The sequence below is a fragment of the Caballeronia sp. AZ1_KS37 genome, from assembly GCF_023631165.1.
GTDB classification, from domain to species: Bacteria; Pseudomonadota; Gammaproteobacteria; order Burkholderiales; family Burkholderiaceae; genus Caballeronia; species Caballeronia zhejiangensis.
Genome location: NZ_JALQDP010000001.1, coordinates 343,399 through 362,631, shown reverse-complemented (window position 1 = coordinate 362,631; position 19,233 = coordinate 343,399). Strand labels below are relative to the sequence as shown.

The 19,233-nt window shown below is 64.7% G+C and carries 18 protein-coding genes; 6 read left to right on the top strand and 12 right to left on the bottom strand.

Annotated elements, in window-relative coordinates; all coding sequences use genetic code 11:
- Positions 1 to 62: 62 nt before the first annotated feature.
- Positions 63 to 665, top strand: coding sequence for an aminoacyl-tRNA hydrolase (pth, locus tag NCS00_RS01770; protein WP_008351704.1), 603 nt, complete (start codon positions 63 to 65; stop codon positions 663 to 665).
- Positions 666 to 678: 13 nt separating this feature from the next.
- The gene (gene hisC / locus NCS00_RS01765) at positions 679 to 1,746 is read left to right on the top strand and encodes a histidinol-phosphate transaminase (RefSeq protein WP_008351706.1); all 1,068 of its coding nucleotides are present in this window, start codon (positions 679 to 681) and stop codon (positions 1,744 to 1,746) included.
- Here hisC and NCS00_RS01760 read toward each other — a convergent pair.
- From NCS00_RS01760 to rsmD, 3 genes are all read right to left on the bottom strand, one after another.
- On the bottom strand, positions 1,743 to 2,003 hold the full coding sequence (locus tag NCS00_RS01760) for a YfhL family 4Fe-4S dicluster ferredoxin (RefSeq protein ID WP_008351708.1): 261 nt from the start codon (positions 2,001 to 2,003) through the stop codon (positions 1,743 to 1,745). The genes hisC and NCS00_RS01760 overlap by 4 nt on opposite strands.
- A gap of 77 nt (positions 2,004 to 2,080) precedes the next feature.
- Entirely contained in the window at positions 2,081 to 2,587 is a 507-nt protein-coding gene (gene coaD / locus NCS00_RS01755) for a pantetheine-phosphate adenylyltransferase (protein ID WP_008351711.1), read from the bottom strand.
- A gap of 99 nt (positions 2,588 to 2,686) precedes the next feature.
- Positions 2,687 to 3,313, bottom strand: coding sequence for a 16S rRNA (guanine(966)-N(2))-methyltransferase RsmD (rsmD, locus tag NCS00_RS01750; protein WP_034470529.1), 627 nt, complete (start codon positions 3,311 to 3,313; stop codon positions 2,687 to 2,689).
- A gap of 231 nt (positions 3,314 to 3,544) precedes the next feature.
- Between rsmD and ftsY the strand changes: the two genes are divergently transcribed.
- Positions 3,545 to 4,780: a signal recognition particle-docking protein FtsY gene (gene ftsY, locus NCS00_RS01745; RefSeq protein ID WP_034470527.1), complete on the top strand. Its 1,236-nt coding sequence runs from the start codon at positions 3,545 to 3,547 to the stop codon at positions 4,778 to 4,780.
- A gap of 32 nt (positions 4,781 to 4,812) precedes the next feature.
- Here ftsY and NCS00_RS01740 read toward each other — a convergent pair whose 3' ends face one another.
- The 3 genes from NCS00_RS01740 to NCS00_RS01730 are packed head-to-tail and all read right to left on the bottom strand — an operon-like array spanning position 4,813 to position 6,780.
- Positions 4,813 to 5,430 carry a LysE/ArgO family amino acid transporter gene (locus NCS00_RS01740; RefSeq protein ID WP_008351716.1) on the bottom strand — a complete coding sequence of 206 codons (618 nt, stop codon included), beginning with the start codon at positions 5,428 to 5,430 and terminating at the stop codon, positions 4,813 to 4,815.
- Positions 5,427 to 6,071, bottom strand: coding sequence for a maleylacetoacetate isomerase (maiA, locus tag NCS00_RS01735; protein ID WP_008351718.1), 645 nt, complete (start codon positions 6,069 to 6,071; stop codon positions 5,427 to 5,429). Before maiA ends, NCS00_RS01740 begins: the two co-directional genes overlap by 4 nt.
- 10 nt (positions 6,072 to 6,081) lie before the next feature.
- Positions 6,082 to 6,780 (bottom strand): fumarylacetoacetate hydrolase family protein, encoded by a 699-nt coding sequence (locus tag NCS00_RS01730; protein WP_008351720.1) that lies wholly within the window; start codon positions 6,778 to 6,780, stop codon positions 6,082 to 6,084.
- Between the two features lie 326 nt (positions 6,781 to 7,106).
- Here NCS00_RS01730 and ybiB point away from each other — a divergent pair, with 326 nt between their 5' ends.
- Complete coding sequence (gene ybiB, locus NCS00_RS01725) at positions 7,107 to 8,099, top strand: DNA-binding protein YbiB (protein WP_034470525.1); 993 nt, start codon at positions 7,107 to 7,109, stop codon at positions 8,097 to 8,099.
- 417 nt (positions 8,100 to 8,516) lie between these two features.
- Entirely contained in the window at positions 8,517 to 10,169 is a 1,653-nt protein-coding gene (gene leuA, locus NCS00_RS01720) for a 2-isopropylmalate synthase (protein ID WP_008351725.1), read from the top strand.
- 16 nt (positions 10,170 to 10,185) lie between these two features.
- On the opposite strand, the gene NCS00_RS01715 is transcribed toward leuA, so the two are convergent.
- Together NCS00_RS01715 and NCS00_RS01710 are read right to left on the bottom strand one after the other, a co-directional pair.
- Complete coding sequence (locus NCS00_RS01715; RefSeq protein WP_008351729.1) at positions 10,186 to 10,569, bottom strand: nuclear transport factor 2 family protein; 384 nt, start codon at positions 10,567 to 10,569, stop codon at positions 10,186 to 10,188.
- A gap of 45 nt (positions 10,570 to 10,614) precedes the next feature.
- On the bottom strand, positions 10,615 to 11,181 hold the full coding sequence (locus tag NCS00_RS01710) for an acyloxyacyl hydrolase (RefSeq protein WP_034470522.1): 567 nt from the start codon (positions 11,179 to 11,181) through the stop codon (positions 10,615 to 10,617).
- 363 nt (positions 11,182 to 11,544) lie between these two features.
- On the opposite strand from NCS00_RS01710, the gene rpoH reads away from it, so the two are divergent.
- Entirely contained in the window at positions 11,545 to 12,480 is a 936-nt protein-coding gene (rpoH, locus tag NCS00_RS01705; RefSeq protein WP_250439062.1) for an RNA polymerase sigma factor RpoH, read from the top strand.
- 131 nt (positions 12,481 to 12,611) lie between these two features.
- Here rpoH and nagE read toward each other — a convergent pair whose 3' ends face one another.
- From nagE to nagA, 4 genes are all read right to left on the bottom strand, one after another.
- Entirely contained in the window at positions 12,612 to 14,402 is a 1,791-nt protein-coding gene (gene nagE / locus NCS00_RS01700) for an N-acetylglucosamine-specific PTS transporter subunit IIBC (RefSeq protein ID WP_034470518.1), read from the bottom strand.
- Between the two features lie 87 nt (positions 14,403 to 14,489).
- The gene (ptsP, locus tag NCS00_RS01695; protein WP_167561842.1) at positions 14,490 to 17,078 is read right to left on the bottom strand and encodes a phosphoenolpyruvate--protein phosphotransferase; all 2,589 of its coding nucleotides are present in this window, start codon (positions 17,076 to 17,078) and stop codon (positions 14,490 to 14,492) included.
- Between the two features lie 12 nt (positions 17,079 to 17,090).
- A complete protein-coding gene (locus NCS00_RS01690) occupies positions 17,091 to 18,098 on the bottom strand; it encodes an SIS domain-containing protein (protein ID WP_008351738.1) in 1,008 nt (335 codons plus the stop codon).
- On the bottom strand, positions 18,091 to 19,194 hold the full coding sequence (nagA, locus tag NCS00_RS01685; RefSeq protein WP_008351739.1) for an N-acetylglucosamine-6-phosphate deacetylase: 1,104 nt from the start codon (positions 19,192 to 19,194) through the stop codon (positions 18,091 to 18,093). The genes NCS00_RS01690 and nagA overlap by 8 nt, the downstream gene beginning before the upstream one ends.
- Positions 19,195 to 19,233: the final 39 nt, after the last annotated feature.

Here is a 19,233-nt window from a genome sequence, read left to right as displayed (position 1 = left end):
GTCGACGTGACCCGCCGGCGCGCAAGCCCCGGCGGGTTTTTTTTCGTTCTACAAGACTCGACATGATCAAGCTGATCGTCGGCCTGGGCAATCCGGGCGCCGAATACACGGCGACGCGGCATAACGCGGGCTTCTGGTTCGTCGACCAGTTCGCACGCGACGCCGGCGCCACGTTGCGCGAAGAGCGCCGTTTCCACGGTTTCTACGGCAAGGGACGTCTGCACGGCCACGAAGTGCATCTGCTCGAACCGCAGACGTTCATGAATCGCTCAGGGCAATCGGTCGTTGCGCTCGCGCAGTTCTTCAAGATTCTCCCCGACGAAATTCTCGTCGCGCACGACGAACTCGATCTTCCGCCCGGCACCGTCAAGATGAAGCTCGGCGGCGGCAGCGGCGGACACAACGGCCTGAAGGACATCTCCGCGCATCTTTCGTCGCAGCAGTACTGGCGGCTGCGCATCGGGATCGGGCATCCGCGTGATCTGATTCCCGAAGGCGCGCGCGCGGGCGCGAAACCCGATGTCGCGAACTTCGTCCTCAAGCCGCCGCGCCGCGAGGAACAGGACGTGATCGATCAGTCGATCGAGCGCGCGCTCGCCGTGATGCCGTTCGTCGTCGCAGGCGAAACCGAGCGTGCGATGATGAACCTGCACCGCAATTCTTGATTTGGAGCCGACAGTGAGCCGTTTCTGGAGCGATATCGTCCATCGTCTGACGCCGTATGTGCCGGGCGAGCAGCCCGCGCTGGCGCATCCCGTCAAGCTGAACACCAACGAGAATCCGTATCCGCCGTCGCCGCGCGTCGTCGATGCAATCCGCCACGAGCTCGGCGCGGACGGCGCGTCGCTGCGCAAATATCCGGATCCGACCGCGCGTGCATTGCGCGAGGCCGTCGCGAACCATCACGGATTGCGCATCGAGCAGGTTTTCGCGGGCAACGGTTCGGATGAAGTGCTCGCGCACGCGTTCCAGGCGCTGCTCAAGCACGACAAGCCGATCCGCTTTCCCGACATAACCTACAGCTTTTATCCCGTGTACGCGCAGCTTTACGGCGTCGAATACGAGACCGTGCCGCTGAACGCCGATTTCGCCATCGATGTCGACGATTACCGCGCGCCATGCGGCGGCGTGCTGCTGCCGAATCCGAATGCGCCGACGGGCCGCGCCCTGCCGCTGTCGGAAATCGAAGTGCTGCTGAAGGCGAATCCGGATGCACCCGTCATCATCGATGAAGCGTATGTGGACTTCGGCGCGGAATCGGCCGTGAATCTGATCGACGCCTATCCGAACCTGCTCGTCGTGCAGACGACGTCGAAAGCGCGTTCGCTGGCGGGTATGCGCGTCGGCTTTGCGTTCGGCGATCCGGCGCTCATCGAGGCGCTCACGCGCGTGAAGGACAGCTTCAATTCGTATCCGCTCGACCGCCTCGCGCAAGTCGCGGCAATCGCGTCGTACGAAGATCAGGCGTGGTTCGAGGAAGGTTGCGCGAAGGTGATCGCGAGCCGCGAGAAGTTGAGCGCGCAGCTACAGACGCTTGGATTCGATGTCGTTCCGTCCGCAGCCAACTTCGTCTTCGCGAAACATCCCGCGCACGATGCCGCGACGCTCGCCGCGGCGCTAAAGTCGAAGGAAATTTTCGTGCGCCATTTCAAACTGCCGCGCATCGATCAGCATCTGCGCATTTCCATCGGCACGCCGGCCGAATGCGATGCGCTCGTCGCTGCATTGACGGAGATCGTCGCTTAGGAATTGCCCTTCGCGGCCATCAGCGCGTGGTACTTGGCCATCAACTGTTCGGGCGATTCGGCGTGCGCCGGATCGCGCGGAATGCATTCCACAGGGCACACTTGCTGGCACTGCGGCTCGTCGAAATGGCCGACGCATTCCGTACATTTGTTCGGGTCGATGACGTAAATCTCGGGACCCATCGAAATTGCGTCGTTCGGGCACTCGGGCTCGCAAACGTCGCAGTTGATGCACTCGTCGGTAATGATCAGGGACATGCTTCACTCTCTTCTTGCCGGATGGCTTCCGGCATAAACCCGCGCACCTTCGCAGATAAGTGCGCGGGCCCGGCGTCTCAAGGCGCCGCCGGATCTTTCTGCGTCTGCTCGCCGACCTTGTCCATCAACCGCTTTTCCACCGACGGGAACACGAACTTGCTCACGTCGCCGCCAAGCTGCGCGATCTCGCGCACGATGGTGCCGGAGATGAACTGATATTGATCGGACGGCGTCATGAACATCGTCTCGACATCGGGCAGCAGATAGCGGTTCATCCCGGCCATCTGGAATTCATACTCGAAATCGGAGACGGCGCGCAATCCGCGCACGATCACGCGCGCGTTGTTCTTACGCACGAAATCCTTCAATAGCCCGGTGAAACTGCTCACCTGCACGTTCGGATAATGCCCGAGGACCTCGTGCGCGATATCGAGCCGTTCCTGCAGCGAGAAAAACGGCTTCTTCGCGCGGCTGTCCGCGACGCCCACGACGAGCTGATCGAAAATGCTCGATGCGCGCCGCACGATGTCTTCATGCCCGCGGGTGAGCGGGTCGAACGTACCCGGATACACGGCGACAACCATGAGCTTCTCCTCTTCTATTTACACTGGGCCGCGTGGCTGCGACGACCAGCTCTGCCTCGTTTCCCGCGAAATCGGCTGCGTCGAAATCGGGAACGCGCATTATTCCTCATTTTCGCGGCGCAGCAAATGATAGCGGACGGCGCCCGCCTTGCCCTCGCGCACGACGCTCCAGCCGGCGAGCGCATCGATGCCGGACATGTCCAGCGCATCGCCGCATTCGACGTAAATCGCGCCATCGGGCGAAGCGAGCGGCGCCGTCAGCTCGAGCGCCCGCAATAGCAACGCGTGATCGCCGAAAGGCGGATCGAGAAAGATCACGTCGAACGAACCGGGCGCGAGGCTCGCGACGAGCCGCAGCGCATCGGCCTCCGCGATCTCGATGTTGCGCGCGCCGAGCTTGGCCTGATTTGCGCGGATCTGAGCGGCCGCCTTCGCGCTTCGTTCGATCATCAGCACGCGCGCCGCGCCGCGCGACGCGGCTTCGAAACCGAGCGCGCCGCTACCGGCGAACATGTCGAGACAACGCTGTCCGGAGAGATCCTGGCCGAGCCAGTTGAAGAGGGTCTCACGCACGCGATCCGGCGTGGGCCGAAGGCCATCGAGATCGAGCACGGGCAGCGGCGTGCGCTTCCAGTCTCCGCCGATGATGCGGATCGTGTGCGGTTTGCCGCCGCGCGATGGCGTGTGGCTGGTCAGGGCGGAGCGGGTAGCGGACGAGCGAGGCATAAAAGGAAGGTGGGAGTCGGGCGCGCCGGCGTGTTTTTGCTTGAGATCGGATGGCGCGAGCAATGAAAGCCAACGTTACCACACGCACGCCATGACGGGAGCCGCACGGGCGCGCACGGCAGCGCCTGATAAAATATGCCGCTTCCATCCCATCGCGCGGGCCTCGCGCAAAAACGACTCGAAAGCGCGCACAGGGCCATCGGATCACGCGCGCATCATCGTCACACATCCATGTTCAGCTTCTTCAAGAAATTCAAAAAGCCGGCTGATGCGCCGCTCGACGCGCCTCAGGACGAATCCGTCGAGGCGGCCGAAGACGAAGAAATCTCCGACGCCGAGCTGGAACGTCAGGCGCTTTCCGCCGAAACGCCGTCGGAGGAAGTGCAGCCGGAGGAACCGGCGCCCGCGGAACCCGTCGCTCCCGCTGCGCCCACGCCGCCCGCCGCACCGCCCTCGGAGGAATCGAAGGAATACTGGCAAGGGCGCACGCAATCGCAATGGGCGCGCGGCCCAGAGACGGATCAGGCGAGCGAGGAAGTCGTGCCGCCGCCGACGCTCGATGCGGCCGCGAAAAAATCGTGGATCTCGCGTCTGCGGCACGGTCTTTCGAAGACGAGCTCCAATCTGACGGGGATTTTCGTCAGCGCGAAGATCGACGAGGATCTCTACGAAGAGCTCGAAACCGCGCTGCTCATGTCCGACGCCGGCGTCGATGCAACGGAATTCCTGCTCGAATCACTGCGCGAGAAGGTGCGCGCGGAACGCCTGACGGACGCCTCGCAGGTCAAGAAGGCGCTGCGCGAACTGCTCGTCGATCTGCTGCGCCCGCTCGAGAAATCGCTGATGCTCGGACGCGCGCAACCGCTCGTCATCATGATCGCGGGCGTGAACGGCGTCGGCAAGACGACGAGCATCGGCAAGCTGGCGAAGCATTTGCAGCGCTTCAATCAGTCGGTGATGCTCGCCGCCGGCGACACGTTCCGCGCCGCCGCGCGCGAACAGCTGACGGTCTGGGGCGAGCGCAACAACGTGACGGTGATCGCGCAGGAAAGCGGCGACGCCGCCGCCGTGATCTACGACGCGGTCGGCGCGGCGCGCGCACGCAAGATCGACGTGATGATGGCCGACACCGCCGGACGTCTGCCGACGCAATTGCATCTGATGGAAGAGCTGCGCAAGGTGCGCCGCGTGATCGCGAAGGCAATGCCCGATGCGCCGCACGAAGTGCTGCTCGTCATCGACGCGAACACGGGTCAGAACGCGCTCACGCAGGTCAAGGCGTTCGACGACGCGCTCGGTCTCACCGGCCTCGTCGTCACGAAACTCGACGGCACCGCGAAGGGCGGCATTCTCGCGGCCATCGCGCGTCAGCGGCCGGTGCCGGTGTATTTCATCGGCGTGGGAGAGAAAGTCGAGGACTTGCAGCCGTTCAGCGCCGAAGAATTCGCCGACGCGTTGCTCGGCTGAACGTGAAACGAGCGCCCGCGTGGCGCTCTTTTTTATCGCGCGAAGAGCAAGGAAGCCGCGATCCACCACATCACGCAGCCGACGATCACATCGAGCACGCGCCACGACACGTCTTTCTCGAACCACGGTTCCAGAAGACGCGCGCCGTAGCCGAGCGCCGTGAACCAGACGATCGACGAAGACATCGCGCCGGCCGCGAACCACGCGTCGCCCGGCCAGCCGCGTTGCGCGCCGATGCCGCCGAGCAGCACGACGGTATCGAGATAAACGTGCGGATTGAGCAGCGACAAGGCGAGCACCGTGGATGCCGCGCCCACCGCCGTCTGCGAATCGCCATCCGATGCGTCCAGATGCCCCGGCCCGCGCCACGCCGCGATGAACGCGCGCAAGCCGTACAGGAACACGAAGATCGCGCCGGCCCAGCGGATCACGTCGAGCAGGACGGGCGCACGCGAAATGAGCGCCCCCATGCCGCCGACGCCGAGCCCGATCAACATCACGTCGATGAACGCGCAGATCGACACGACGATTCCTACGTGACGTCGCTTCAAACCCTGCCGCAACACGAAGGCGTTCTGCGCGCCGATCGCGACGATCAGGCTCGCGCCCAATCCCGCCCCCGACAGAAAGCTCGGGAAATCGGCCGTCATTCGGCGTCCGGTTGCTGCGCGGGAGCGGCCCGCGCGAAGGCGTCGATCGTGCTGGCGTGATCGGCGATGCGCGAAATCGTCGGATAAGCGCTCACGTCGATGCCGAAGCGCCGCGCGTTGAACACCTGCGGCACGATGCACAGGTCGGCAACGGTCGGCGTGTCGCCGAACGTGAGCGCGCCGACGCGCCTGTCGGCGGCCAGCCGCGTTTCGAGCGACGTGAAACCCATCTCGACCCAATGCCGATACCACGCGTCCTTCACGTCATCCGGCACCTTCACCTGATGCTTCAGGTACTTGAGCACGCGCAAATTGTCGAGCGGATGAATCTCGCACGCGACCTGCATCGCGACCGAACGCACGAACGCGCGATCGGACGGATTCTTCGGCAGGAGCGCCGGCTCGGGATGCGTCTCCTCGAGATACTCGATGATCGCGAGCGACTGCGTGAGAACGTCGTCGCCATCGACGAGCGCCGGCACAATGCCGTCCGGATTCACCGCGCGATATTCGGGCTTCAACTGCTGGCCGCCGTCGCGCAGCAAATGCACGCCCTCGTACTCGTAATCGAGCCCCTTCAGATTCAGCGCGATACGCACGCGATACGCCGCCGAGCTGCGGAAATAGCTGTAGAGCTTCATGGTCGCGGACTCAGACGACGCGCACGGAGAATTCGCCGATGCCGTCGACGCCGCCCTTCAGCACGTCCCCCTTCACGACCGCGCCGACGCCTTCGGGCGTGCCGGTGAAGATGAGATCGCCGGGGAAGAGTTCGAAGAGCGTCGACAGATACGCGACCGTCTCGCCGACCGACCAGATCAGTTGCGAGATGTCCGAGCGCTGCTTTTCCTCGCCGTTGACCGTCAGCCAGATCGCGCTCTTTTCCAGATGCCCGACCTTCGATACGGGATGAATCGGGCCGATCGGCGCGGAGCGGTCGAAACCCTTCGCCGTGTCCCACGGACGGCCGAGCTTCTTCGCTTCGGCTTGCAGGTCACGGCGCGTCATGTCGAGCCCGAGCGCGTAGCCGTAGACGTAGTCCAGCGCCTTATCGGCGGGAATGTCCTTGCCCTGCTTGCCGATCGCGGCGACGAGTTCCATCTCGAAGTGCAGATTCTTCGTCTGCGACGGATACGGGAATTCCGCAGTCGAGCCCGGCGCAACGTTCAGCACGGCATCGGCGGGCTTGCTGAAGAAGAACGGCGGCTCGCGATCCGGATCGTGGCCCATTTCGCGCGCATGGGCTTCGTAGTTTCGCCCGACGCAGTAGATGCGGCGCACGGGAAACTGCTCGTTCGAACCATCGACGGGCACGGCTGCTGCCGGCGCCGGAGGAAACACATAACTCATCCCGCTCTCCTGATGCTGTTTTGATTTGCAGATTTCCGGACGAATGCGTCGGCGTTCACGGCCGGCGAGAACAAGGAGTGTAACGTGCGCGCACAAATCGTGGCGAAGCTTGTCGGGCTTGGCTCAGCGAGCTTTCGACCGGCCTTCGGAGCTGCGGCTGGCGCGGTGGTTTTAGTAAGCATCGGCGGAAAAGCGCGCGAAACGTTCGATGGGCAAACCTTGCCAGCGCTCCTCAAATGCGGTACTCAATAGCATTCCTGCACCTTAAAAAGCGCAACGGCATCGCTCAGATTACGGAATTGAGCGCCCGATCGCGCACCTCTCCGATGACCGACTCCGCTTCCCCCACTTTCGCCTGCGCACGCTACATCAAGGAAATCGGCCGCGGGCCGAATGGCGCGCGCGCACTTTCGCACGAGGATACTTACGCGCTCTACGAAGCGATGCTCGACGATCGCGTGCCCGAACTCGAACTGGGCGCGGTGCTGCTGGCCTATCGCGTCAAGGGCGAAACCGCCGCCGAGCTTGCCGCGATGCTTTCCGCCGCGCATCGCTCGTTCGAGCCGCTGCATGTCCAGGATGGCCGCGAGCACGCACGGCCCGTCTCGATCCCGAGCTACAACGGCGCACGCAAGACGCCCAATCTCGTGCCGCTCCTGTCGCTGCTGCTCGCGCGCGAAGGCGTACCGGTCCTGGTGCACGGTGTCACCGGCGATCCCGGCCGCGTGACGAGCGCCGAAATCTTCGCCGAACTGGGCATCGCGCACGCGGCTTCGCACGATGAAATCGAAGACAGCCTCGCCTCGCGCCGCCTCTCCTTCGCGCCGATCACCGTGCTCGCGCCGAAGCTCGCGCGATTGCTCACGCTCAGACGCCGCATGGGCGTGCGCAATTCGACACATACGCTCGTGAAGATCCTTCAACCGTTCGCGGACCCGGGCCTGCGGCTCGTCAACTACACGCATCCCGAATATCGCGAGAGTCTCACCGGGCTTTTCACCGCGCATCCGGACGCGGCGGCGGGCGGCGCACTGCTCGCGCGCGGCACGGAAGGCGAAGCCGTCGCGGACACGCGCCGCCAGGTGCAGGTCGACTGGTTTCACGACGGCCACGCCGAAACGCTGATCGCGCCCGAGCATTCGCAGCCGGACGCCCCGCGTGTCGAGCTGCCCGAGACGCTCGACGCCGCGACCACCGCGCGCTGGATCGAATCCGTGCTGCGCGGCGATGTGCCGGTGCCGCCCGCGGTCGCGCGCCAGGTTGAAGTCATCGCCAATGTGGTGCGCAAGCCGGTCGCCGGTCAGGAAAATCCCGTTTGACACACTATTCAACGCTGGTTTAAAGTCGAACGCATGCGCTTGACCCAGTTTTCCTCCCTCCGAATTATTTCGGGCCGCCTAGCGCGGCCCCTATCGCTACGTCTAGCGTAAGTCGCCAGACGTAGCGCCGTGCGTTCGCAAGTCGCGCGGTCCTCCAGAAGTTTCCCGCAGTACCTTTTCTTACCAACCTGTAGTCGTCAGCTTTTCGTTCGCGCATCCCGCGAAACGGAAACGCGAGGGTCACATGCACGCTGCTTCGCGCACGTTCACGTTGGTCGCAGGCGTCACCATCGCCCGTGATTCGTGTGAACGCGCGCGCCGCCCGGTCTTACGTGCATGCCGCCACGCCCGGCCAGCCGCCGGACACGGCCTCTCTCGCAGACGCTACGCAAACCGTCCGAAGAGAGATCGACGATCATGATGCCGAACCCCGCCGAGAAATACCGTCCGTTTCCGCAAGTCCGTCTGAATGGCCGCCGCTGGCCGAACCGCACGATCGAAAAAGCGCCCGTCTGGATGAGCACCGATCTGCGCGACGGCAACCAGTCGCTCATCGAGCCGATGAGCATCGCAGCGAAGCTCGAGTTCTTCGAGATGCTGGTGAAAATCGGGTTCAAGGAAATCGAGGTGGGCTTCCCGTCGGCATCGCAGACGGATTTCGACTTCGTGCGCAAGCTGATCGACGAAAAGCGCATTCCGGACGACGTGACCATCGAAGTGCTCGTGCAGTCGCGCCGCGAACTGATCGAGCGCACGTTCGAAGCGGTGGAAGGTGCGAGCAAGGTGATCGTGCATCTCTATAACGCGATCGCGCCGTCGTTCCGCAAGATCGTGTTCAACCAGTCGAAGGACGAAGTGAAGGCGCTGGCGGTCGAAGGCACGCGCATCATCAAGGAATGCGCGGCGGCGCGGCCGGACACGCACTGGATCTATCAGTACTCGCCCGAAACCTTCAGCATGACGGAGCTGTCGTTCGCGCGCGAAGTCTGCGATGCCGTCGCGCAAATGTGGCGTCCGACGCCCGATCACAAAATGATCGTGAATCTGCCCGCGACCGTCGAAGCGGCAACGCCCAACGTCTTCGCCGATCAGATCGAGTGGATGGACCGCAACATGGGCTTTCGCGACAGCATCGTGCTGTCGGTGCATCCGCATAACGATCGCGGCACGGCCGTCGCGGCGGCGGAAATGGCGTTGCTCGCTGGCGCGGATCGCATCGAAGGCTGCCTCTTCGGCAACGGCGAGCGCACCGGCAATGTCGATCTCGTGACGCTCGCGATGAATCTCTACACGCAAGGCGTGGATCCGGGCCTCGATTTTTCCGATATCGACGCCGTGCGCCGCGTCGTCGAGCGCTGCAATCAGATTCCGGTGCATCCACGCCATCCGTACGCGGGCGATCTCGTGTTCACCGCGTTTTCGGGTTCGCATCAGGACGCGATCCGCAAGGGCTTCGCGCAGCGCGTGCCGGGCACGGTGTGGGAAGTGCCCTATCTGCCGATCGATCCGGCTGATCTCGGCCGCAGCTACGACGCCGTGATCCGCGTGAACAGCCAGTCCGGAAAGGGCGGTTCGACGTATCTGCTCGAACGCGGTCTCGGCTTCACGCCGCCGCGCCGCGTGCAGATCGAATTCAGCCACGCCGTCCAGAAAGTCACCGATGCATCCGGCGCGGAAATCAGCGGCGAAGCGATCTGCGAGCTCTTCAAGCGCGAGTATTTCGATGCGGGCGGGCCGGTATCGCGCATCGACGTTTCGACGCTTACGGTATTCGAAAGGCGCGTCGCATTACCGGCCGTAGTGGCTGCGACGAGCGGCGACGCTCACGCGCAGGCGGTCGCCGCCGCGCTCGGCGTGGACGCGAGCGTGAACTGGTTCGAGACGTCCGTGACGGCGAACGGCGACACGGCGGCGTTCGTCGGCTGTCGTGTCGGAGACGGGCCGACGCGCTTCGGCGTCGCGGTGCATGCGAATCCGGCGCTCGCGGTCGCCGATGCCGTCGTGAGCGCGGTCAACCGCTCCGGGCGCGTCGTGGACAACCTGCGGCAAGACGAAGCCGTGGAAGCGTGATGGGCGGCGCGCGTGGCTATTCGAGCGCCACGCGCGTCGCCTGCAGGGCCAGCAGCTGCCATTGGCCTTCGGTCTGCACATGGACGGCGGTGTAGGCGATCGGAAACAGCAGCGCGCCGTTCTTCGATTCCATCTCGATCAGCGCACGGCCCGACACGAGGCACGTATCGCGGCCGGCGGGCAGCACATCCTGCGACTGAATTTCGATCTGCCGATAGCGGCGGCGGCCCGCGGTGATCGCGTCGATGAACTGGCGCTTCGTCTCCCGCTTGCCGTTCGTGTGGACGTAGCTGACGTTCTCGGCCAGCAGCGCGTCCAGCGCCGGGCCGTCGCCCTCGACCATGGCACGGAAGCGATCGCGCTCGAGGCCGCGGATGGCCTCAATGGTTTTTGCCGGCATCTGTCGATTCCCCTTGTGTCGAGGAACCGATGCGCCGGCGCCTCGTCAGAAGTTGTATTGCAGATATAGCTGGCTGAAATTTATACCAGGATTCGGCTCTTTGATACCGCCGTTCGACAGATGCTGAAAGCGAAATCCCGCTTGATAGCTCTGCTTCGACCCGAAGATCATGCCGACGCCCACCATGTCCGCGAACTGGAACGCCGACCCGACGCTGAAATCCTCGGTGATGCGCGTGTGCGAGAGCAGCCGCACGCCGACGCCCGCCTCGATGAACGGCCGGAAGTAGCCCGAGCTCTTCACGAAGCGCAGCACTGGCGTAATGCCGAATTCCCATATGTTCGGATGCACGGCGTTGTCCTCGGTCGTGTGCCAGTAGGACACGTGACCTTCGCCGATGAGCGTGAAGTGAAAACCGCCGATCTCCCACCAGGTGAGGCCCGGATCCCAGGACAGGCCGAGATCGGCCTTCTTGATGTCGTGGTCGGCGACGCCGCCGGCGATCTGGACACCGAATCGGTCGGCATGAGCCGCCGCCGACGCGAGACCCAATGCAGTACAAACCGCCACGCGCGCTAGCGGGCGGGGCCACGAACTCTTGTTTTTATGCATTTGCACCCCAATTTGCTCGGATAGCGGGTGTGTTTCGTAAATTGCTGTCGCTTGGCGATTCTAGTGACGTTTTAAAACATTTGCAGAAATCGCATCAGCGCGCCCCCGTTTGTAGAATTTCTGATCGCGACAGTGGGCAAGTAAGGTAAATGATGCGAAAACGTTTCAGCCTCCGGTAGTTTCTTCCGCTGCTCGCGCAACAGTCCGTCCTATTGGACCCGCAAATTCGATAGTTTTTGTGGGAACTCCCACATTCCCCTCTGCTCTAACACTTAGCACTCGATGGACTGGAGTGCTAATATCGTGTCTGACTTGCCGCGGTCGTTAAGCGGCACGTGAATTGTTGATAAGGAGCTTATGAGCGTGACCAATGCGATGACCCTTCCGAATGTTGTGAGCTCGGCACCTGCCAAGGCATCTTCGGCAGGCGCGCTGACGTACGCGCAGTCGTCGATGCTGACCGGCCAGATCGGCAACATCGATTCATACATACAAGCAGTGAACCGTATTCCGATGCTTTCGCAGGCGGAGGAACGACAGTACGCCACCGAATTCCGCGAGCAGGGCAACCTGAACGCCGCGCGCCAGCTGGTGCTTTCGCACCTGCGCCTCGTCGTGTCGATCGCCCGTAACTATCTCGGTTACGGCTTGCCGCACGCCGACCTGATCCAGGAAGGCAACATCGGTCTGATGAAAGCGGTGAAGCGCTTCGACCCAGAGCAAAACGTGCGCCTGGTGTCGTATGCGATGCACTGGATCAAGGCCGAGATTCACGAGTACATCCTGCGCAACTGGCGCATGGTGAAGGTCGCGACGACCAAGGCGCAGCGCAAGCTGTTCTTCAATCTGCGCAGTCACAAGACCAGCCATTCCGCGTTCACGCCGGACGAGATCGAAGGTCTCGCGAGCGAGCTGAACGTAAAGCGCGAGGAAGTCGCGGAGATGGAAACGCGCTTGTCGGGCGGCGATATCGCGCTCGAAGGCCACGTCGAGGATGGCGAGGAAGCGTACGCGCCCATCGCCTATCTGGCCGACTCGCACAACGAGCCGACTAACGTCATCGCCGCGCGGCAGCACGACAGGCTGCAAAGCGACGGCCTCGCCGATGCACTCGAATCGCTCGACGAACGCAGCCGCCGCATCATCAAGGCGCGCTGGCTCGACGTGCAGGACGACGGCTCGGGCGGCAAGACGCTGCATGAACTGGCCGACGAGTTCGGCGTCTCGGCGGAGCGCATTCGCCAGATCGAGGCGAGCGCGATGAAGAAGATGCGCTCGGCGTTGCATGACTACGCGTAACAATTGACTGTGCCATTGCAGAAATTGCAAAGCCCGCCGTCGACGAGACGGCGGGCTTTTTCTTTGGCACTTCGCTGAAAACACAAACGGCGCCCGCGGGCGCCGTTTGTTATCGAGCTTCGATTACCGCTTCAGGCAGGCATCGGTGCAGCGCCGCCGCCGTTGCCGGACAAGCGCGTGGACAGTTGCGCCGCATAGCGCTGCGCCGCCGCGCCCACGACGATGTGGAACGTATCCGCCGACACCCACGCCACATCCAGCGACGACAAACGCTGACGATCCACCGACGACGGATCGCGCACGACCACGCGCAGGCGCGTCTGCGCAACCGCGTCGAGCGATACCACGTTGGTCGCGCCGCCGAACACCGCGAGCCAGCGGAACGGGTCCGGATCGAGCGGGCCGGGCGTCTGGTCGCCGCTCACCGCTGCCGCGACCGGTTGCGCCGGCGTCGACGATGCGGGCGTTGCGCCGCGCGTCGACGAATGCTCGAGTTCGCTGCGGATTTCATCGGCGATCAGATCGGCTTCCGGCCCGATGATCACCTGGACGTTGGTCGCGCCGCGCTTCAACACGCCGCGCGCGCCGATGCTCTTCAACTGCGGCTCCGACACCTTCTCCGAATCCACGACCGACAGACGCAGACGCGTCGTGCAGGCATCGACGAGCGTCAGATTCGATGCGCCGCCGAGCGCCGCGACGTACTTCGCAGCGCGCGTGTTCGACACGGCTGCTGCCGCGCCGGGCACGGGCGGAATCAGGCCGCCATCGACGGTTTGCGCCACGTCGGTTTCGGCGTCGGTCGTGGCCGGCTCGCGGCCCGGCGTCGCCATGTTGAACTTGCGGATAAAGAAGCGGAACAGGCCGTAATAGATGACGAAGTACACCGCACCGACCACGAGCGCCAGCCAGCCGCGCTGCGACAGACCGTAGTTCAGCACGTAGTCGATCGCGCCCGCCGAGAACGTGAAGCCCAGATGGATGCCGAGCGCCGAGCAGATGGCGAGCGACAGGCCCGTCAGCACTGCGTGGATGCCGTAGAGCACCGGAGCCAGGAACATGAACGAGTATTCGATCGGCTCGGTCACGCCCGTCAGGAATGCGGTCAGGGCCATGGAGAACAGCAGGCCGCCGACGATCGCGCGGCGCTCCTTCGGCGCTTCATGGAACATCGCGAGGCACGCGGCCGGGAGACCGAACATCATCACCGGGAAGAAGCCCGTCATGAAGCCGCCCGCCGTCTTGTCGCCCGCGAAGAAGCGATGCAGGTCGCCGTGCACGATCGCGCCGCCGTCGGGCGGCGTGAACGAGCCGAACACGAACCACGCGAGCGAGTTGATGATGTGATGCAGACCCGTAACCAGCAGGATGCGGTTCAGCACGCCGAACACGAAGGTGCCGAGCGCGCCGGCGGTCGTCAGCCAGTTGCCCGCGCCGTCGATGGCCGCCTGCACCGGCTGCCAGATGTAGCCGAAGACGATGCCGAGCACCAGACACGCGACGCCTGTCACGATCGGCACGAAGCGCTTGCCGCCGAAGAATGCCAGATACTCGGGCAGCTTGATGTCCTTGTATCGGTTATACAGATAGCCGGCCACCATACCGGCGATGATCCCCGACAGCACGCCCATGTTGAGCTTGTCGTTGATGTCCTTCATCACGGCCACTTCGATGAGGTAGCCGATCGCGCCGGCGAGACCCGCCGTGCCGTTGTTGTCCTTCGCGAAGCCCACCGCCACGCCGATCGCGAACAAGAGCGGCAGATTGGTGAAGATCGCGTCGCCGGCGTCCGCGATCATCTTGATGTTGAAGACATCGGGCTGGCCGAGACGCAAAAGCAGGCCGGCCACCGGTAGTACGGCGATCGGCAGCATCAGCGCGCGGCCTAGTCGCTGCATCTTTGCAAACGGGTTGGCGTCCATCGGGTTCTCCAAAAAATATAGGTCTTGTCTTTGCTGCTTCGGGGATTGCTGAAAAGGCATCCGTGAAGCTGGCTGCAGGGAAGACGTTCAGTCCTGCGGCCAGATTTCGCGGCTTGCCGCTCTTACTGCCTGAGCCGATTCGAGCGCGAGGCAATCCTCGGCGCGCTGACGGCACAGTTGGTAATCGAGATTGCGCACGCGTGCCTTGATGCCGGGCACCGACACCGGATCGACCGACAATTCCGTCACGCCGAGTCCGATGAGCAAGGGCGCCGCGACCGGATCGCCGCCGAGCGCGCCGCACACGCCGACCCACTTGCCGTGCTTCTCCGCGCCCTGCACCGCCGCCTTGATGAGACGCAGCACGGCCGGATGCAGGCCGTCGGATTGCGCGGCGAGATCGGGCTGGCAACGGTCCATCGCGAGCGTGTACTGCGTGAGATCGTTGGTGCCGATCGAGAGGAAATCGCCGTATTTCGCCAGTTGGTCGGCAAGCAGCGCCGCCGACGGCACTTCGATCATCACGCCCACGTCGACCGGATCGGTGCGGCCCGCTTCGCGCGCCAGTTCGTCGATGCGCGCACGCAAGCGCTGCAGTTCGCCGGAATCGGTGACCATCGGCAACAGGATTCGCAGCGCGCCCGCCGGCTTCACGGCGAGCAGGCCGCGCAACTGGTCATCGAGCAGATCGGGGCGCACTTGCGCGAGCCGGATGCCGCGCAGCCCGAGCGCCGGATTTTCCTCGGGCGGCAGCGTCAGATAATCGACTTCCTTGTCCGCGCCGACATCGAGCGTGCGGATGATCGCGGTGCGGCCCTGCAAGGCATCGACGATGCCCTGATAGCTTTGCGCGTGCTCCGCGACCGTCGGCGCCGACTGGCGATGAATGAACAGCAGTTCGGTGCGCAACAGGCCGACCGCATCGGCGCCGTTTTCGACGGCGGCTTTCGCGTCGTCGAGCGTCGCGATGTTCGCGGCGACTTCGATCGCGCGGCCATCCTTCGTCGATGCCGCTTCGCGCGACAGCTTGCGGTTCGCTTCACGCACGCCCGCGAGCCGCTCGCGCTCGTTGCGTGCGCGCTCGACGTCGAGCGCGGTCGGCGCATGCTCGATGCGTCCCGCCGATGCATCGACGACGACTTGCGTGCCTTCGGGAATCGCGTGCAGCGCATCGCCGATCGCGACGAGCGCCGGAATGCCGATCTGCCGCGCGATGATCGCCGCGTGCGAGGTCGCGCCGCCGCGCGCCATCACGAGCGCGGTGACGCGCGTGCGGTCGAGCGACGACAGATCGGACGGCGTGAATTCCGTGGCGGCGAGCACGGCTTCCTGAGGCAACTCGAGCGCCGCCGTGTTGTTGAGGCCGAGCGCGCGCAACACGCGCTTTTCGATGTCGCGAAGATCGGCCGCGCGCTCGGCGAGCAGTTCGTCCTGCACGTTCGAGAGCAGCGCGATCTGCGCGCGGATCGCCTCGCGCCATGCGAAGCCCGCGCTCTTGCCGAGGCTGATGAGATCGCGCGCGGCGTCGAGAAGCGTCGGATCTTCGAGCAGCACGCGATGCACCGCGAAAATGCCCGCTTCGCCGACCGCGCCGCGCTGCGACGCGGTACGCACGGTTTCGCCGAGTTCGGCATCGACCTGGGCGATGGCTTTATCGAGCGCGCGGCTTTCCGCCGCCGACGCGCCGCTCGCCTGTTCCGGCGGCACGATTTCCTGATCGTCCCAGCGCACCAGCTTGCCGATCGCGATGCCCGGCGCCGCGCACACGCCCGCGAGCGTGTTCGGCGGCAACGGCTCGCCCGTTCGCGTGGCTTGCACGACCGGCGCGGGCGACTTCTCGCGCGCGGGCGATTCTTCGACTTCGCCTTGCGCCGCGCGCACCAATTCCACCGCGACCGCTTCGACCGCCTGTTGCGCCTGCACGCCGATGCCGACGAGCTCGATGGTCGCGCCCTCGCCCGCACCGAGGCCGAGCAGGCCAACGACGCTTTCCACTGGCGCCTTCTTGCCTTCGTAGCGCACTTCGACCTTCGCGTCGAAACCGCGGGAAGCTTCGCGTGCCCGCGCCGCCGGACGCGCATGGAGGCCGCCCGCATGGGAGAGCGTCAGGCTGCGGCGCGCTTCGTCGAGAACGACCGCGCCCGCGCGCGCCGTCTCGGCTTTCTCGCCGTCCTTGGCGCGCAGAACCAGCAGGCGCGAGCCCGCTTTCAGCACGCCGCGGCCGGCGCGATCGATGATATCGAAGGCATCGCCGTTGGCGATCGCGATTACCGAAACGAGGCTCGGCGCGTGCTGCGCGACGAAATCCGCATCGAACTCGATCAGCGGCTCGCCCGCGCGCACCGTCGCGCCTTGCTGGATCTTCGGCGTGAAGCCCTTGCCGCCCAGCTCGACCGTGTCGATGCCGATATGCACGAGAATCTCGGCGCCTTCCTTCGTGCGCAGCGTCACGGCGTGATGCGTGCGCGCCAGATGCGTGATGGTGCCGTCGCAGGGCGAGACGAGCACGTTATCGAGCGGATCGATGCCGATGCCGTCGCCGAACATGCCCTCGGCGAACACGGGATCCGGCACGTCGGCGAGCGGCACGACGGGACCGGTGAACGGCGCGAGCAGCACGACGTCGTTCGGGTTATCGATGGAATGGTTCAACAGTGACTCCTCGGCACGGCGCATCGGCTATCTCACTCAATGGGTTTCGGTGACCTTGTTCAGGTGGCGCGGCGCGTCGGGATTGCGCCCGCGCGCGGCGGCCAGACCCGCGGCCATCACGTAGAACGAAAGAATCGCGGCGATCGGATCGAGCGCAGGATGGTCCGTGGCGACGAGCGGCAGTTCCGCTTCGGCGACGTCGGCTGGGGCTGCGAGCAGCACGCGCGCGCCGCGGGCACGCATATCGGCGGCAAGCTGGATGAGACCCGCCTGCTCCGGCCCGCGCGGCGCGAACACGAGCAGCGGATAGTCGCGGTCGATGATCTCCATCGGACCGTGACGCACTTCTGCGCTGGAAAACGCTTCGGCCTGAATGCCCGACGTTTCCTTCAGCTTGAGCGCGGCTTCCTGCGCGATGGCGAGGCCGAGGCCGCGCCCGATCACGATCATGCGATCGACGCTCTTCAGTTCGTCGACGGCGCGCGTCCAGTCGAGCTTGCCGGCGGCGCGCAGCTTCTCGGGCAGCGAATCGAGCGCCTTCAGCAATTCGACGTCGCGCTGAACGTGCGCGATCACGATCGCGGAAAGCGACAGCATCGCGATATAGCTCTTGGTCGCGGCAACCGACAGTTCGGGACCGGCGAGCAGCGGCAGGAAGTATTCGCACGCGCTTTCGAGCGGCGAACCGGAGACGTTGACGGCCGCGACGGTGAACGCCCCCGCGTCGCGCAGCGCCTGCATGGTGCCGACGAGATCGGGGCTCTTGCCCGACTGCGAGAACGCGACGGCCAGTTGGCCCGAGACACGCAGCGGCGCCTGCTGCAACGTCGCGACGGACATCGGCAGCGATGCGACCGGCACGCCGATGCGGCTCATCGTCAGGCTTGCGAAATAACTGGCGGCGTGGTCGGAACTGCCACGCGCGACCGTGAGCGCGACATTGCGCGGCTGTTCCTTGAGCTTTTCCGCGAGTTCTTCGATGCGCGAGGTATCGGCGAGCTGGGCCGCGACGACGTCGGCGGACTCGAGCGCCTCATTAAGCATATTCGACAATTGATTCTCCTTCGACGTACGTGGCGGTCAGCGCGTGCTCCCGGTCGAGCACGACGAGATCGGCCCAAGCGCCGCGCGCGATGCGGCCGCGGTCTTCGAGTCCGAGATAGTCGGCGGGGAAACGCGACAGGCGATTCGAGACGTCCGCGAGCGGAATGCCTAGCGAGACGAGATTGCGCAGCGCCTGATCCATCGTCAGGGTGCTGCCGGCGAGCGTGCCGTCCGCGAGGCGCACACCGCCCATGCATTTGGTGACGTGCTGGCTGCCGAGGCGATATTCGCCGTCGGGCATACCGGCCGCCGAGGTGCTGTCGGTCACGACGTAGAGACGCGGAATCGCGCGCATCGCGGCCCGAATCGCGCCCGGATGAACGTGCAGCAGATCAGGAATCAGTTCCGCGTATTCGGCATGCGCGAGCGCCGCGCCGACCATGCCCGGGTCACGGTGATGCAGCGGCGACATTGCGTTGAACAGATGCGTGAAGCCGCGCGCGCCGTGCTTGAGCGCGTTCACGGCGTCGTCGTATGTGCCGAGCGAATGGCCGAGCTGCACACGCACGCCGCGCGCCGCGAGGTCCGAAATAATGTCGAGATGACCGGAGATTTCCGGCGCGATCGTGACGACGCGGATCGGCGCGAGATCGAGATACTTCAGCACTTCGTCGCGCACCGCGACGGCGGCCGCGTCCGGCTGCGCGCCGAGCTTGCCGGGATTGATGTACGGACCTTCCAGGTGCACGCCGAGCATGCGCGCGCCGCCCGCCGCGCGGTGTTTGGCCTGTTCGCCGAGACCCGCGACGACGCTCATGAGTTCGTCGCGCGGCGCGGTCATCGTGGTGGCGAGCAGGCTCGTCGTGCCGTGCTGCGCGTGCTGGCGGGCAACGGTGTCCGCCGCGTCGCCGCCTTCCATGATGTCGCGCCCGCCGCCGCCGTGAACGTGCAGATCGATAAAGCCCGGCAGGATGTAGGGCGCGTCGTTGGCGAGCGGATCGGCGATATGTCCTTCGAGCGCCGTCACGCGGCCGTTCTCGAAGCGGACCGTGCCGTGGATCCAGCCATCGGTCGTGAGTATGTTTCCTTTCAGCATGAATTTCTCTGGAAGTACGCGATGCATGGATGAGGTTCA

Excerpts from the sequence above, each read along its gene's own strand:
- pth (WP_008351704.1), top strand. The coding sequence starts at position 63 with ATGATCAAGCTGATCGTCGGCCTGGGCAATCCGGGCGCCGAATACACG.
- NCS00_RS01760 (WP_008351708.1), bottom strand. The coding sequence starts at position 2,003 with ATGTCCCTGATCATTACCGACGAGTGCATCAACTGCGACGTTTGCGAG.
- coaD (WP_008351711.1), bottom strand. The coding sequence starts at position 2,587 with ATGGTTGTCGCCGTGTATCCGGGTACGTTCGACCCGCTCACCCGCGGG.
- rsmD (WP_034470529.1), bottom strand. The coding sequence starts at position 3,313 with ATGCCTCGCTCGTCCGCTACCCGCTCCGCCCTGACCAGCCACACGCCA.
- ftsY (WP_034470527.1), top strand. The coding sequence starts at position 3,545 with ATGTTCAGCTTCTTCAAGAAATTCAAAAAGCCGGCTGATGCGCCGCTC.
- NCS00_RS01740 (WP_008351716.1), bottom strand. The coding sequence starts at position 5,430 with ATGACGGCCGATTTCCCGAGCTTTCTGTCGGGGGCGGGATTGGGCGCG.
- maiA (WP_008351718.1), bottom strand. The coding sequence starts at position 6,071 with ATGAAGCTCTACAGCTATTTCCGCAGCTCGGCGGCGTATCGCGTGCGT.
- NCS00_RS01730 (WP_008351720.1), bottom strand. The coding sequence starts at position 6,780 with ATGAGTTATGTGTTTCCTCCGGCGCCGGCAGCAGCCGTGCCCGTCGAT.
- ybiB (WP_034470525.1), top strand. The coding sequence starts at position 7,107 with ATGACCGACTCCGCTTCCCCCACTTTCGCCTGCGCACGCTACATCAAG.
- leuA (WP_008351725.1), top strand. The coding sequence starts at position 8,517 with ATGATGCCGAACCCCGCCGAGAAATACCGTCCGTTTCCGCAAGTCCGT.
- NCS00_RS01715 (WP_008351729.1), bottom strand. The coding sequence starts at position 10,569 with ATGCCGGCAAAAACCATTGAGGCCATCCGCGGCCTCGAGCGCGATCGC.
- NCS00_RS01710 (WP_034470522.1), bottom strand. The coding sequence starts at position 11,181 with ATGCATAAAAACAAGAGTTCGTGGCCCCGCCCGCTAGCGCGCGTGGCG.
- nagE (WP_034470518.1), bottom strand. The coding sequence starts at position 14,402 with ATGGACGCCAACCCGTTTGCAAAGATGCAGCGACTAGGCCGCGCGCTG.
- ptsP (WP_167561842.1), bottom strand. The coding sequence starts at position 17,078 with ATGCGCCGTGCCGAGGAGTCACTGTTGAACCATTCCATCGATAACCCG.
- NCS00_RS01690 (WP_008351738.1), bottom strand. The coding sequence starts at position 18,098 with ATGCTTAATGAGGCGCTCGAGTCCGCCGACGTCGTCGCGGCCCAGCTC.
- nagA (WP_008351739.1), bottom strand. The coding sequence starts at position 19,194 with ATGCTGAAAGGAAACATACTCACGACCGATGGCTGGATCCACGGCACG.